Annotated in this window: 13 protein-coding genes; 3 read left to right on the forward strand and 10 right to left on the reverse strand. The window is 64.0% G+C overall.

Annotated elements, in window-relative coordinates:
• Nucleotides 1-177: 177 nt before the first annotated feature.
• The 3 genes from B5E67_RS05025 to B5E67_RS05035 form a co-directional block, all read right to left on the reverse strand.
• Nucleotides 178-618 (reverse strand): Lrp/AsnC family transcriptional regulator, encoded by a 441-nt coding sequence (locus B5E67_RS05025; protein WP_087365060.1) that lies wholly within the window; start codon nt 616-618, stop codon nt 178-180.
• A 433-nt stretch (nt 619-1,051) separates the two neighbouring features.
• Nucleotides 1,052-2,314: a GTPase HflX gene (gene hflX, locus B5E67_RS05030; protein ID WP_087248863.1), complete on the reverse strand. Its 1,263-nt coding sequence runs from the start codon at nt 2,312-2,314 to the stop codon at nt 1,052-1,054.
• Nucleotides 2,311-2,931, reverse strand: a complete 621-nt coding sequence (locus B5E67_RS05035; RefSeq protein WP_087383465.1) for a GNAT family N-acetyltransferase — start codon at nt 2,929-2,931, stop codon at nt 2,311-2,313. Before B5E67_RS05035 ends, hflX begins: the two co-directional genes overlap by 4 nt.
• 131 nt (nt 2,932-3,062) lie before the next feature.
• Between B5E67_RS05035 and B5E67_RS05040 the strand changes: the two genes are divergently transcribed.
• From B5E67_RS05040 to B5E67_RS05050, 3 genes are all read left to right on the forward strand, one after another.
• Nucleotides 3,063-4,838: a bifunctional homocysteine S-methyltransferase/methylenetetrahydrofolate reductase gene (locus tag B5E67_RS05040; RefSeq protein WP_087383468.1), complete on the forward strand. Its 1,776-nt coding sequence runs from the start codon at nt 3,063-3,065 to the stop codon at nt 4,836-4,838.
• Nucleotides 4,835-5,032: a hypothetical protein gene (locus tag B5E67_RS05045; RefSeq protein ID WP_087248858.1), complete on the forward strand. Its 198-nt coding sequence runs from the start codon at nt 4,835-4,837 to the stop codon at nt 5,030-5,032. The genes B5E67_RS05040 and B5E67_RS05045 overlap by 4 nt, the downstream gene beginning before the upstream one ends.
• A gap of 308 nt (nt 5,033-5,340) precedes the next feature.
• Nucleotides 5,341-6,129 carry a ZIP family metal transporter gene (locus B5E67_RS05050; protein ID WP_087383471.1) on the forward strand — a complete coding sequence of 263 codons (789 nt, stop codon included), beginning with the start codon at nt 5,341-5,343 and terminating at the stop codon, nt 6,127-6,129.
• Between the two features lie 708 nt (nt 6,130-6,837).
• On the opposite strand, the gene B5E67_RS05055 is transcribed toward B5E67_RS05050, so the two are convergent.
• From B5E67_RS05055 to eno, 7 genes are all read right to left on the reverse strand, one after another.
• A complete protein-coding gene (locus B5E67_RS05055) occupies nt 6,838-7,371 on the reverse strand; it encodes a hypothetical protein (protein WP_087383474.1) in 534 nt (177 codons plus the stop codon).
• Nucleotides 7,368-8,219, reverse strand: a complete 852-nt coding sequence (locus B5E67_RS05060; protein WP_087248852.1) for a metal ABC transporter permease — start codon at nt 8,217-8,219, stop codon at nt 7,368-7,370. Before B5E67_RS05060 ends, B5E67_RS05055 begins: the two co-directional genes overlap by 4 nt.
• Nucleotides 8,216-8,938, reverse strand: a complete 723-nt coding sequence (locus B5E67_RS05065) for a metal ABC transporter ATP-binding protein (RefSeq protein WP_087383478.1) — start codon at nt 8,936-8,938, stop codon at nt 8,216-8,218. The genes B5E67_RS05060 and B5E67_RS05065 overlap by 4 nt, the downstream gene beginning before the upstream one ends.
• A gap of 10 nt (nt 8,939-8,948) precedes the next feature.
• A complete protein-coding gene (locus tag B5E67_RS05070) occupies nt 8,949-9,968 on the reverse strand; it encodes a metal ABC transporter substrate-binding protein (protein WP_087383481.1) in 1,020 nt (339 codons plus the stop codon).
• A 249-nt stretch (nt 9,969-10,217) separates the two neighbouring features.
• A complete protein-coding gene (locus tag B5E67_RS05075) occupies nt 10,218-11,117 on the reverse strand; it encodes an RICIN domain-containing protein (protein ID WP_087383484.1) in 900 nt (299 codons plus the stop codon).
• A gap of 277 nt (nt 11,118-11,394) precedes the next feature.
• Nucleotides 11,395-12,795 carry an MATE family efflux transporter gene (locus B5E67_RS05080; protein WP_242956786.1) on the reverse strand — a complete coding sequence of 467 codons (1,401 nt, stop codon included), beginning with the start codon at nt 12,793-12,795 and terminating at the stop codon, nt 11,395-11,397.
• A 173-nt stretch (nt 12,796-12,968) separates the two neighbouring features.
• Nucleotides 12,969-14,270, reverse strand: a complete 1,302-nt coding sequence (gene eno / locus B5E67_RS05085; protein WP_087383487.1) for a phosphopyruvate hydratase — start codon at nt 14,268-14,270, stop codon at nt 12,969-12,971.
• Nucleotides 14,271-14,341: the final 71 nt, after the last annotated feature.

The following is a 14,341-nucleotide window of genomic DNA, read 5'->3' on the forward strand; positions in this document are numbered from 1 at the left end:
AAGTCCCCTGTGAAGTCCTGTCACATGCTATACGAACAGCCCCGGGGGAAAATTGCGGTCGTTCAAAAAGGGTTTACAATTTCTTACAAACCCCGCCCCCGCCGGCAAAAAAAGACCCCCTCCGCCCCTTGCGGGGCCGGAAGAGGTCCTTGAAAACGACTCGAAAAATCCGGCGGGTTACAGCTGCAGGGATTCCAGCGGGCCGTGATCCACCGGGGTGGACAGAATGATCTGGGTGCAGGTGCTGCCCAGCTTCTGGAACTGGAGAATCAGCTGTTCCAGCTGCATCATGCTGCCGCAGCTGACCTTGATGAGGAAGGTATACTCTCCGGTGACGTGATAGCACTGGAGCACCTCTTTGCTGTTCTGCAGCAGGCTGAGCAGACCTTCCCGCTCCGACGGCGCCACCGACAGGCTGATGAGGGCATCCACATACAGACGGTTGGCGGGGCGGTTCAGGACCACAGTATAGCCCCCGATGATCCCGTCGGATTCCAGCTTGTGAATCCGGCTGGAAACCGCCGGGCTGGTGAGGGAGACGTGCTCCGCGATTTCCTTGACGGGCATCCGCGCATTGCGTGCCAGAAGGGAGAGGATCTTACGGTCCAAATCATCCATGGTTCGATTACCTCCATCGATCTATTCCCGGTGAATTCCGGTGAAATAGATAAAATTTTCTTTTAATAAAGTTTTCAGTTGTAAAAAATCACAAACTTGGGCAAAAATGTGAAACAGTCTGATTCCAGGTTTAATTATATAAAGTTTTACCGAAAAAGTAAAGTGAAATGATAAGGCATTTTGAAAATTTACAATTTGACAATAAATCGGATTTGGGTATAATACAAATCACAGGGCCGCGCTGCGCCGTGGTGCGCGCCGGGCCGTTCCAATGAGATTTACTGCTTTATATACTTTCCCACCCCTCTATACACAAAAACCCGCTGCCAGGCGGGTTTTTGTGTTATACGGGGGTTTTCTGACGGTGGAAAACGAAACAGCTCCCTCGCCCGGGATGACGGGCAGGGGAGCTGTTTTTGATTGCAGGGAAATCTTACACCAGATAGTTCTCGAAGACGTGGAGGTCCTCCCGCTTGACGATGCCTTCCAGATACAGGCCCTCGGGGCGGTATTCCTCGGTCAGGACGCTGCCGCGCTCCCGCATGGGGGCGGCCAGGCCCAAAGCGTCATAGGGCAGCAGCACCCGGATGGTCCGCACCCGGTCGCTGAGCAGCTGGTCCAGCCGCTGCAGCAGGCGGTCCAGGCCCAGGCCGGTCTTGGCGCTGGTGAGGAGGATATCGGGGTCAAAGGCGGCGGCCCCCGGCTTGTCGCACTTGTTGTAGACGGTCAGGCGGGGGATGTCGTCGCAGTCCAGGCTGTCCAGAACCTCCTGGGTCACCGCCAGCTGTTCCTCCCGCAGGGGGTCGGCGGCGTCCGCCACCTGGACGATGACGTCCGACCAGGCCGCCTCTTCCAGGGTGCTCTTGAAGGCCTCCACCAGGTTATGGGGCAGCCGGGACACAAAACCAACCGTATCCACCAGCAGCACCGCCATGCCGCTGGGCAGCACCAGCTTGCGGCTGGTGGGGTCCAGGGTGGCGAACAGCATATCCGCCTCGGCCACGCTGGGGCCGCACAGGGCGTTCATCAGGCTGGACTTGCCCACGTTGGTGTAGCCCACCAGGCTCACCACCGGCATCCCGGTCTTGGCCCGGGCCCGGCGGCTCTCGCCCCGGCGCTTTTCCATCTCGGCCAGACGCTCGGCCAGGGTGTCAATGCGGGCGTGGATGTGGCGGCGGTCCAGTTCCAGCTTGGTCTCGCCGGCGCCGCGCCGGGCGCCGCCGCCGCCACCGCCGCCGCCGCCCTGACGGCTCAGGCTCTCGCCCATGCCCTGCAGACGGGGCAGACGGTACTTCAGCAGGGCCAGCTCGGTCTGCAGTTTGCCCTCGTTGGTCACCGCGCGGCTGCGGAAAATCTCCAGAATCAGCATGGTGCGGTCGATGACCTCCACCCCTACTGCCGCCGAAATATTGCGGATCTGGCTGCCGGTCAGCTCTCCATCAAAGACGGCGCACTGGGCGCCCAGCTGTTCGGCGGCCATCCGGGCCTCCTCCAGCTTGCCGCTGCCCAGAACGGTGCCCGCCTCGGGGGTGGACCGCTTCTGCACCACTTCGCCCACCGCTTCCATGTGGTTGGCCTCGCAGAGGGCTGCCAGCTCTCCCAGGCTCCGCTCGCAGTCCCAGGCTCCCTGGTCCAGCGCCAGCAGCAGGGTGGGGGTGGGGGGCGTCTCTACCAGAATATCATACAGTTCGCTCAAAACAGTTCCTTTCTCTTGTGGGCGGCCCATTCCGCCCGGGTCAAACGGTAGACGTGACAGTCCACCGGGGTTCCGTCAAATTTGTGGTACACCGCGTCGTGGTCGTAGACAAAGCCCGCTTTCTGCATCACCGCGCCGCTGGCGGGGTTCTCCAGCGCATGGCAGCAGGCCAGCCAGCTGCCTTCCGACTTGACGAACCAGTAGTCCGTCACTGCCTGCAGCGCTTCGGTGGTATAGCCGTGGTTCCACCAGGGCTGCCCAATGCAGTAGCCCGGCTCCCAGATCCCTTCCGCCAGGTCGGCGCCCCGCTCCGCCCAGGCCCGGACGGATTCCGGTTCACCGGCCCGGCCGTCCGCCAGGCTGATGGACCCGATCACCTCGCCGGTGTCCTTCTCCACGATGGCCCACTGGTAATAGTCGGAGTTCTGGTACAGAACCGACCACGCCGTCAGCAGGGCGCAGGTCTCCAGGACGTCTTTGTGGGGCTCCCAGCGGAGGTAACGGGTGACCGCCGGATTGCTGGCCCAGTTGCGGTACATGGCCGGGGCGTCCTCCGGCAGAAGGCGGCGCAGAACCAGCCGCGGGGTTTCGAGAGTTTGTGTGCCAACATGGCGCATCCGGCATCATCTTCCTTTCCTGTGTGTGCAGACCAGTATAACGGAAAACCGTCTTTTATGCAAGCGGTGCTTGACAATTTGGCCCAGACCGCTACACTGGTACCATAAACCGCTGAAAGTGAGACAAATCTATGAAAAACGCGCGCGATATTCTGCGAGACAGGGTCCTGGTGTTCGACGGGGGCATGGGGACCTATTATAAAGGCCGCCCCGGTCTGGAATGCGAACAGGCCAACCTTGCCGACCCCGAGGGGATTCTGGCCGTCCACTGGGAATACCTGGACGCCGGGGCCGAGGCCATCAAGACCAACACCTTCGGCCTGCCCCGGATGGCCGCCGCCGGCCTGGACAACTGGCAGGAACTGGCGGCCGCCGGCTGGCGTCTGGCCTGCCGGGCCGCCGAGGGAACCGGTGCGGCGGTATTTGCCGACCTGGGCCCGGCCCCGGCCACCGATGCCGCCCCGGCCGCCCAGACCTACCGGGCGGCGGCCCAGGTCTTTCTGGACCTGGGGGCGGAAAACTTCCTGTTTGAAACCCTGAGCACCGACGAGGGGGTAGCTGAGGCGGCGGCCTTCATCAAGGAACGGCGGCCCGAGGCCTTCATTCTGGTGTCCTTTGCGGCCCTGCCCGACGGCTACACCCGGGAGGGCCGTTCCTGCCGGGAACTGGCGGCCCACATGGCCCGATGCGGCCATGTGGACGCGGTGGGCCTCAACTGCCTGCTGGCGCCCAGCGCCATGGCGTCGGTGCTGCCGGCGGTGACCGGCTGCGGCCTGCCGGTGTCGGCCATGCCCAACGGCGGTTATCCGCTGGTGACCCGCAGCCGGGTGGTGTACCAGGGCCGGCCCGACTATTTTGCACGGGAACTGTGCCGCATCCGGCAGCGGGGCGGGGTGATTCTGGGGGGATGCTGCGGCACCACCCCCGCCCACATCGCCGCCCTGCGCCAGGCTCTGGAATCCACCCCCATGCCCATTGCGGCATCGGCCCCGGCGGCGGACGTCCCCGCCGAGACTCCCTTGCTGACCCCCGCCGACCCCTTCCTGCAAAAGCTGGCCCGGGGGGAAAAGGTGATTGCGGTGGAGCTGGACTCCCCCAAGGACGCCGACCTGTCGGGCTATGTGGAGGGGGCACGGCGGCTCCAGGCGGCGGGCGCCGACGCCGTCACGGTGGCGGACTGCCCCATCGCCCGGGCCCGGGTGGATTCCTCCCTCACCGCCTGCAAGCTGCGGCGGGAACTGGGCATGGTGGCCCTGCCCCACATGACCTGCCGGGACCGGAACCTGAACGCCACCAAGGCCCTGCTGCTGGGGCTTTATGCCGAGGGGGTGCGGGAAGTGCTGGCCATCACCGGAGATCCCATCCCCACCGCCGAGCGGGACGAGGTGAAAAACGTCTACCAGTTCAATTCCCGCAAGCTGGCCCGGTACATTCACTCTCTGGCGGGCCCGGGGGAGGCCCTGCCGGGGATGACCGTCTTTGGCGCGCTCAACCTCAACGCCCGGAACTTTGACGTGGAACTGCGCCGGGCCCAGGAAAAGCAGGCCAGCGGCATGGCGGGCTTTTTGACCCAGCCGGTGCTGTCGGAGGCGGCGGTGGACAACCTGAAAGCCGCCCGGGCCGCCCTGCCCGACGCCAAAATCCTGGCGGGCATTCTGCCGGTGGTGAGCCAGCGGAACGCCCTGTACATGGAGAACGAAATCAACGGCATCCATGTGGATGAGGCCATCATCCGCCGGTACGAGGGGGCGGACCGGGCCCAGGGCGAGGCCCTGGGGCTGGAAATTTCGCTGGAAATGGCCCGTGCGGCGGCGCCCTACGCCGACGGGTTCTATCTGATGACCCCCTTTAACCGGGTGGCCCTGATGGAGCGGCTGATTGCCGCCCTCAAACAGGAGGCATTATGAAGCGGCTGAAGGAGCTGGCCCAGTGGCTGGTCTGCCTGCTGGTGATTGCCGTTCTGGCCCGGGTGGCCTGCATGGTGCTGGCCCCCGGGAACCCTGCCGGCATTGTGGCCTTGATGCTGGTGATTGCGCTGCTGATTGCCCTGGCGGGGGTGGAAGCGGCGCTGCTGATCCTGCGGCTGCTGGGCCGGAAATAACCGACCCGGCCCCCATCAAACGCCCTTTTGAACCCCTTGAGCGGCGGATTTCTGCCGGAATGTGACCCGGACACCATCCGCCTTGACAGGGGAGAGGGGACCCACTATAATAGGGCCATAGAGCAGAAAAACTGCGGGGCTGCCCGACCCAAAGGGGGACAGCCCTTTTGAAAAAGACGCTGGTTTGCCATAACAAACCGCAAAGCCGCGCTGTCCCGGCAGACACCGCACCGCCGCCCCGGAATAGAATGGGGAAGGCCGCGGGGGAGGGACGGCCGTCCAAATGCAGGAGAAACGAGGGTGAATCTATGACGAAAGAGATGATTTTGGGGATTTTGATCCCCTTTGCAGGGACGTCCCTGGGCGCGGGATGCGTGTTTTTGATGCGGGACCAGCTGCGGCTGGGGGTGCGCCGGATGCTGATTGGCTTTGCGGCCGGCGTGATGGTGGCGGCGTCCATCTGGAGCCTGCTGATCCCGGCGCTGGAAGAAGCCGAATCGGCCGGACTGGGCGTGTGGTCCTTTGTGCCGGCGGCGGGCGGTTTCTGGCTGGGGGTGCTGTTCCTGCTGGCGCTGGACCATCTGATCCCCCATCTGCATCAGGATGCCGACAGCCCCGAGGGCCCGCCGGCCCGGCTGCCCCGCATCACCATGATGCTGCTGGCGGTGACCCTCCACAACATCCCGGAAGGGATGGCGGTGGGCGTGGTGTATGCCGCCTGGCTGGCCGGAGAGGGAGAAGTCTCTCTGGCGGGTGCGCTGGCTCTGTCGCTGGGCATCGCCATCCAGAATTTCCCCGAGGGCGCCATCGTGTCCATGCCGCTGCGGGCGGAAGGGGCCAGCCGGCCCCGGGCCTTCCTGGACGGGGTGCTGTCGGGGGCGGTGGAGCCTCTGGCCGCGTTCTTTACCGTGATGGCCGCCAGCCTGGTGATCCCGGCTCTGCCCTGGCTGCTGAGTTTCGCCGCCGGCGCCATGCTGTATGTGGTGGTGGAGGAACTGGTGCCCGAGATGACCGAGGGCGGACATTCCGACATCGGCCCGCTGGCCTTTGCTCTGGGGTTCACCCTGATGATGGCGCTGGATGTGGCGCTGGGGTGAAAAACAGCCCGGCTAAAAGATTCTAAACATCAACAAATAACCCCCGCCTCTTTTGGAGAAGCGGGGGATTTGTTATATTGTTTTTTCAGCGCGTGCCGGGGATGAAAAACAGGCCACACAAAATCTTGGACTCACAGGGCCGCAGGCCGGGAGCCTTATAAAGAGGCTGAAACCTATCCTCTTGCGGTTTCCTGAATTTTCGGCGCGCCACGGAGGGCGCTTGAAAATTCAGACCGCTGCGGCAAGCACACCTCGCTGCATCGTCCGCAGGACGCGCTTCGGTGTGCTTGCCGCCGGCAGGGCCTGGTGAAGATTACAGCAGTCAGCGGTACCAGGTGAAAAGCTTTTTGTATCCTTTTTCTCGAAAAAGGATGGGGCGCAGCCCGGGAGCCTGATAAAGAGGCTGAAACCTATCCTCTTGCGGTTTCCTGGATTTTCGGCGCGCCACGGAGGGCGCTTGAAAATTCAGACCGCTGCGCCAAGCACACCTCGCTGCATCGTCCGCAGGACGCGCTTCGGTGTGCTTGCCGCCGGCAGGGCCTGGTGAAGTCCACAGCGGTCCGAGGTACCAGGTGAAAACGTGCTTTGCATCGTACCGCGCCGCAGGCGCAAACGCCGGGAGCGAGCCAGAGCGAAAAGGCTCCGCGGAGCCTTCGGAGACTCGCAAACCTGATGGTACCCAGTGAAAAGTTTTTTGCTTACTTTTTTTCAAAAAAGTAAGGCGTTGCCGAGGCGGAGATGGCGGAACCCGTTTTCTTCGAAAAATTCCACCGTGCCCACCACGGTGATCTGGCTGCCCTCCTCGGGATAGCCTTCCGGGTAGGCGGGGGCGTCCGCCAGACTGAACTCCAGGCCCTGGGCACAACAGGCCAGGGCGTCCTCAATGATGCAGTAGAAATAGTTCTTGCTCAGATCCAGCTCGCCGTCCATGGTGTAGGCGTGGTCCACCGAAAACTCCCCCTGCATCCGCACCGTCTTGCCCAGATAGGGAATGGGATCGTACAGCAGGTTGCTCACCTCCGCAAACACCATGGTGCTGCTGAGGGTGGTGAGGTCTACGTCCACCTGGATGTCAGAGCCTTCCGCCTGGGTCTCGGCCTCGGGCTGGGCCGGGACGCTGGAAGCGGGCGGGACCGATGAAACCGAATCCGCCGGCTCCTGGGAGGAGGCGGAACCGCCGCATCCCGCCAACAGAAGGGCGGCCGTCAGGGCCGCCCAAAAACGACAGAGGCGCTGCTTCATCCCTGCACCCCGCCCGTGACGGCCCCCGCCAGAGCAAAGAGAGCAAAGACTCCCAGGTCCACCGCCACAATGGTGGAGCCCACCGGGGTTCCGGCCAGAATCGAAATCAGGATGCCCGCCACGGCGCACACCACCGACACCACCGCCGCGCAGATGGTGACCGCCCGGAAACTCTTGAACAGCCGCATGGCCGACAGGGCCGGGAAGATGATGAGGGCCGAAATCAGCAAAGATCCCACCAGATTCATGGCCAGGACGATGATGACCGCCACCACCACCGCAATCAGCAGGCTGTAGCGGCTGGCGGGCAGGCCGGTGGCCGAGGCAAAGGCCTCGTCAAAAGTGACGGCAAAAATCCGGTTGTAGAACACCACAAACAGGGCAATCACCACCACCGACAGCACCACGCACAGCCACACTTCGGCCTGGGTCAGGGTCAGGATGGAGGTGGAGCCGAACAGGGTGCTGCACACGTCGCCGGACAGGTTGGTGCTGGTGGAAAACAGGTTCATCAGCAGGTAGCCGATGGCCAGCGTGCCCACCGACAGCACCGCAATGGCGGCGTCGCCCTGGAGCTTGGCGCTCTGGCCGCTGCGCAGCAGCAGGATGGCGGCAATCACCGTCACCGGCAGCACCAGCAGCATCTCGTCGGTGAGGTTGAACACGGCCGCCACAGCCAGGGCGCCGAAAGCCACATGAGACAGGCCGTCTCCAATGAAGGAAAACCGCTTGAGCACCAGAGTCACACCGAACAAAGACGCGCACAGGGCGATGAGGACGCCCACGATCAGCGCGTAGCGGACAAAGGGAAAGGTGAAATAATACTGCAGGGTCTGAAACGCGCTCATGCGTTGTCACCGCCTTTCTCAGCCGGGGCGAACATCTGGCCCACCGGGCTGGTCAGGTAGGCCGCCGACGTCCCGAAGAACAGCCGCTGGCCCTCCCCGATATGAAGGATATGGCTGGCGTACTGGGCCGCCGCCGCAATGTCGTGGGAAATCATGATGACGGTGATGCCGTCGGCCCGGTTCAGCTCGGCGATCAGCTCGTACAGCTCGGCGGTGACTTTGGGGTCCAGGCCCGCCACCGGCTCGTCCAGCAAAAGCAGCTTGCGGGTGGCGCACAGGGCCCGGGCCAACAGTACGCGCTGCTGCTGGCCCCCCGACAATTCCCGATAACACCGGCGGGCCAGGCCCTCAATGCCCAGCCGCTCCATATTGCGGGCCGCCAGGGCTTTCTCCTCCCTGGAGAAGAAGGGCCGCAGGCCGCACCGGCTCAGGCATCCCGACAACACCACTTCCTGCACCGAGGCGGGAAAATCCCGCTGAAGGGGAGTCTGCTGGGGCAGATAGCCGATTTCGTTTTTGTGCAGGCCGTCGCTGAAGGCGATGGTTCCCGCCAGCGGGGGCCGCAGCCCCAGCAGGGTTTTCATCAGGGTGGACTTGCCCGAGCCGTTCTCGCCCACGATGCACAGGTAATCCCCTTCCTCCACCGTGAAGGAAAGGTGCTCTGCCACCCGGGTGTTCTCGTAGCCCAGGGTCAGATCCTTGCAGGTAATCAGTGCCATAGTGTCTCCTTTATGCCAGAGCGGCTTTCAAAACGTCCAGGTTGGACTCCATGATGGACAGATAGGTGGTGCCGGCGGCCACGTCCTCCGCCGAGGTGCCCTGCATCGAATCCAGACGCAGCAGGGCGGCGTCCCTGGACGCGGTATTCTGGATGATGGTCTGGGCCACACGCTGGTCCGAATTCTCGATGGTCAGCACCGCGGGCAGGTGGAGCTCGTCCACCTTGCCGGCCAGGAAGGCGATGGTCTCAAAGCTGGCCTCGGTCTCGGCCGAGCAGCCCGGGAAGGCGGCGTACACCTCCAGGCCGTAGTCCTCGGTCAGGTACCGGAAGGGGAAACGGTCCCCGAACAGCATCGTTTTCACCGATGCAGCGTCCACCGCGGCCTGATACTGGGCGTCCAGGTCGGCCAGCTGGGCCTCATAGGCGGCCGCATTGGCGGCGTAGGCGTCGGCGTGGTCCGGGTCCAGCTGGGCCAGGGTGTCGGCAATGGACTGGGTCAGGAGAGAGGCGTTTTTCACCGACAGCCACACATGCTCGTCGTACTCGTCCTCATCGCCGTGGTCGTGGCCCTCATGGTCCTCGGCCTGCATCCCTTCGGTCAGCTCCTCCAGGCGGGCGTTGTCCCCCAGAATCTCCAGCAGGCTCAGGACCTTCATGTCGGGGTTGACCGCTTCTTTCAGGGCGCCGTCCACCCAGCTGTCCGAGGTGCCCCCCACATACAGGAACACATCACAGGAGGACAGTTTCAGCATATCCTCCGCCGAGGGCTGATAGCTGTGCATATCCACGCCGGTGTCCTGGAGCCATACCAGCTCCACACCCGGCACGTCCCCGATCACCTGGCGGGCCCAGTCGTAGATGGGGAAAATGGTGGTGACCACCTGCAGGCTCCCGTCCTGCTGGGGCTGGGACGACCCGGACGGGGCGGCCGAAGGGCCGGAAGAACTGCTCCCGGCACATCCGGCCAGCAAAACCCCCGCCAGGCAGACGGCCAGCAGGGCGGCAGCAATCTTGTGAAACTTCTTCATACCTTTTTTCAACCTCCGGGGCGGGAGCAGGGGAAAACCACCCCCGCCCAAAACGAGCAGCAGGCCGCCGGAAGCGTTCCTGCTGCGAATTTGCAACTTGACTGCAAATTATTATACACAGGCGGGATGGGTTTGTCAACGGGGGAGGCGGGGCCGGATGGTGAAAAAGAGTGACTTTTCAGGTGAAGGTTCTGCGCAGCAAAAAGCGCCGCACCCCAAAGGGCGCAGCGCAGAAGGTTTTTTCAGGGTTTACTTTTTGCGGGAACGGCGCTTGGAGGCGCTGGCCGACTTGGTGCGGCCGCCGCGCTTGGCAGCGGGAGCGGCGGGAGCAGCGGGCTCCTCAGCCTTTGCCTCAGCAGCGGGAGCAGCCTTCTCCTCGGCCTTGACCTCGACGGCGGGAGCGGCCTTCTCCTCGGCCTTGACCTCAACGGCAGGTGCAGCCTTCTCCTCGGCCTTGACCTCAACGGCAGGTGCGGCCTTCTCCTCGGCCTTTGCCTCCACAGCAGGTGCGGCGGGCTCCTCGGCCTTCTTGGTGCGGCAGGCGCGCTTCTTGGGGGCGGGCTCTGCGGCGGCCTCCACAGCGGGGGCGGCCTCCGCCACCGGCTCCTCAGCCTTGGCGGGCTCCTCAGCCTTGACCTCGGCGACAGGAGCCTCGGCCTTGACCTCCTCGGCGGCGGGCTCGGCGGCCTTGCGGTCCTTCACGGCGCGGATGGTCCACAGCTGGTCCACACCGGGGCTCTCCTGCCAGATCTGCAGGATGGCGCCGGCCGGGCTGCCCATGCCCACGGTGTCCACGCACTTGCCGCTGGCCCAGGGGCTCACCAGACGGACGGTGCCGTCGTTCTCGGGCACCAGGGTCCACATCTGGCTGCTGCCCAGCACGTCATCCCACAGGTGCAGCCAGGTGCCGTTGTCGGTGCCGGCCATCATCAGGTCGATGACCTTGCCGTTGGCGCGGCAGTGAATCCGGTAGGCGTTCTCGCCCACGCGGTCAAACAGCCACTCCTGCTCGGGCTTGTGCTCGTATTTGCCCAGGCGCAGCTCGGCGCCGTCTTCGGGCTTTTCGGTGTAGCCGATCACGTTGCCCGATGCTGCCGCGATGGTGTAATACCGGCTCGGCTCAATCAGGGTCTGCTCTACGGTTCTCATGATCTTTTCCCTCCGTTTGTGTATATCATACCTAAACGCACCCCGGGGCCGCCGCGCGGTCCGCCGTGTCAACGGACCTGCGCAGGAAAGCCCCAGCCCGCACAGAGGTTTTTCTCCGCCGGGCGGCACAGGACGCCGGGGCACGGCTTTCCCACTTGTGTACAAATTATACCACCTGTCGTAATTTCTCACAAGTGCGGCGGCGGGCTTTTGGCGTGTTGCACAAAACCCGGAGGCCTGTATCAGGATTTTTAGGTTTTTGGTGGGAGAAAGGGGGTTATTCGGCGGGCTGGCCGGCCCGCACGCGGGCGTCCATCCGGTCCAGCTCGGCCAAAAACTGCACCACAAAGGGCACCGCCACCATAAAACTCAACAGATCAGCGATGGGCTGGCTGTACTGCACCCCCGCCAGGCCCCACACCTGGGGCAGCACCAGAATCAGCGGAATGAAGAAAATTCCCTGGCGGCAGCAGGACAAAAAGGTGGCCCGGCCCGACTTGCCCACGCTCTGGAACAGCATATTGCTGCACACCAGCACCGGCTGGAGCAGGGTGGCGATGCACTGCCAGCGGAAGGCGGGCAGGGCAATGGCGGTGACGGCGTCGTCGTCCCGGAACAGGCGGACCAGGGCCTCGCCGTTGAGCAGGCAGGCCAGGGCGATGACGGTGAGCAGGGCGAAGCTGGCCTGAATGGTGAAAACGCAGGCGGCCCGCACCCGATGGTATTTCTGAGCCCCATAGTTGTAGGAGGCCACCGGCTGGAATCCCTGGCCCACGCCCAGGGCCACCGACATGAGGAACTGGAAAATGCGGCTGACGATGCTCATGGCGGCCACGGCGGCGTCGCCGTAGGAGCGGGCCGCTACATTCAGCATCATGCTGGCAAAGCTGGCCAGGCCCTGGCGGCCAAAGCTGGGCAGGCCGGTGGTGAGGATGAGGCCCAGGTCCCGGGCCGAACGGGTGTAGTTGCGCAGGGCCAGCTTGCTGACGGTTTTGCCCCGCAGGTACATGGACAGCAAAATCCCAAAGCTGACCAGCTGGCTCAAACCGGTGGCCAGACCCGCCCCGGCGGTGCCCATCCCCAGGCCGAAGATGAACACCGGGTCCAGAGCGATATTCAGCACGCCGCCGGTGACCAGGCCGATCATGGCGAAATTGGCCTTGCCCTCATAGCGGAGGATGTTGTTCATCACCAGGCTGGACATCATGAAGGGACCCGCCAGCAAAATATAAAAGGCATAGGCCCGGGCGTGGGGCAGGATGGTTTCGGTACTGCCCAGCAGCCGCATGAGGGGAGTGAGGCCCGCAATGCCCCCGGCCCCCAGCAGCGCGCCCATCCCCACCGCGGTGAAAAAGCTGATGGAGGCAAACCGGGAGGCCGTATGGGCGTCGCCGCTGCCCAGGCTGCGGCTGATGACGCTGCCTGCGCCGTGGCCCAGCATGAACCCCACCGCCTGGATCACCGCCATCAGGCTGGACACCACCCCCACCGCGCCCGAGGCGCTGGTGGAAATCTGGCCCACAAAAAAGGTGTCGGCCAGGTTGTAGATGCTGGTGATCAGCATGCTGAGGATGGTGGGCACCGCCAGGCCGGCCACCAGCCGGGGGATGGGGGTCTGGGTCATCTTGACAAACTGGGCCTGCTGCTGGGTCATGGGCCGGGGAGGGTTCTGGGGCATGGACGTTCACACTTTCTGCGGCGCGGGGCCGCTGATGGTTTTTCTTTCAGTATACCGCCGGGGGCGAAGCTTGTCGAGACGGGGGGTGTTGCGTTTTGATTCAACGGGCAACACAAAAAGGGCAGTACAGCCCGAAAACTGTACTGCCCCTGGTGTGCGGGGAAAAGGACGGCTCAGCGCTTGACCTGGAATGCGCCCATGCCGGGATAGACGGCGCTGGCGCCCAGCTCTTCCTCGATGCGCAGCAGCTGATTGTACTTGGCCACGCGCTCGGTGCGGCTGGGTGCGCCGGTCTTGATCTGGCAGGTGTTCAGAGCCACGGCCAGGTCGGCGATGGTGGTGTCCTCGGTCTCGCCGGAACGGTGCGAGGTGACGGCGGCATAGCCGGCCTTGTGGGCCATCTTGATGGCCTCCAGGGTCTCGGAAACCGAACCGATCTGGTTCAGCTTGATCAGGATGGCGTTGCCGGCGCCCAGGGAAATGCCCTTGGCCAGGCGCTTGGTGTTGGTGACGAACAGGTCGTCGCCCACCAGCTGGACCTTGCCGCCCAGCTCGCGGGTCAGCTCCTGCCAGCCCTCCCAGTCCTCTTCATCCAGGCCGTCCTCGATGGAGATGATGGGGTACTTTTCCACCAGGCTCTTCCAGTGGGCGATCAGCTCGCTGGAAGTGTATTCGGTGCCGGCCTTGGGCAGCTTGTAGTGGCCCTTGCCCTTGACGGGGTCCTTCCACTCGGAAGAAGCGGCGTCCAGCGCGATCATGAAGTCCTCGCCGGGCTTGTAGCCGGCCTTCTCGACGGCGGCCAGGATGGTCTCGATGGTCTCCTCGTCGCTGGACAGGTTGGGGGCGAAGCCGCCCTCATCGCCCACCGAAGTGGCCAGGCCCTTGCTCTTGAGGATGGACTGCAGGGCGTGGAACACCTCGGCGCACATCCGCAGGGCCTCACGGAAGGAGGTTGCACCCACCGGCATAATCATGAACTCCTGGGTGTCCACGGTGTTGGTGGCGTGGGCGCCGCCGTTCAGAATGTTCATCATGGGGACGGGCAGGCGGTTGCCATTGACGCCGCCCAGGAAGCGGTACAGCGACACGCCCAGGGACGCGGCGGCGGCGCGGCAGACTGCGATGGACACAGCCAGGATGGCGTTGGCGCCCAGGTTGGACTTGTCCTCGGTGCCGTCGGCGGCCAGCATGGCGGCGTCCACGGCGTAGATGTCGGAGGCGTCCATGCCCACAATGGCGTCCGCGATGGTGGTATTGACGTTTTCCACAGCCTTGGTGACGCCCTTACCCAGGTAACGGCTCTTATCGCCGTCCCGCAGCTCCAGGGCCTCAAATTCACCGGTGGAAGCGCCGCTGGGGGCGCAGCCGCGGCCGACGGTGCCGTCGGCCAGGGTCACTTCTGCCTCAACGGTGGGGTTGCCGCGGGAGTCCAGAATCTCGCGGCCGACAACCTGTTCAATTTCCAGATAATTCATAATGGAATACCTCCTGAGTTCTCATGCTCCTGCGCCAGACCCGATGGAAGGGGGACGGGTCCTTTGGGGGC

It is taken from the genome of Faecalibacterium sp. An122, assembly GCF_002160895.1.
Classification (GTDB): domain Bacteria; phylum Bacillota; class Clostridia; order Oscillospirales; family Ruminococcaceae; genus Faecalibacterium.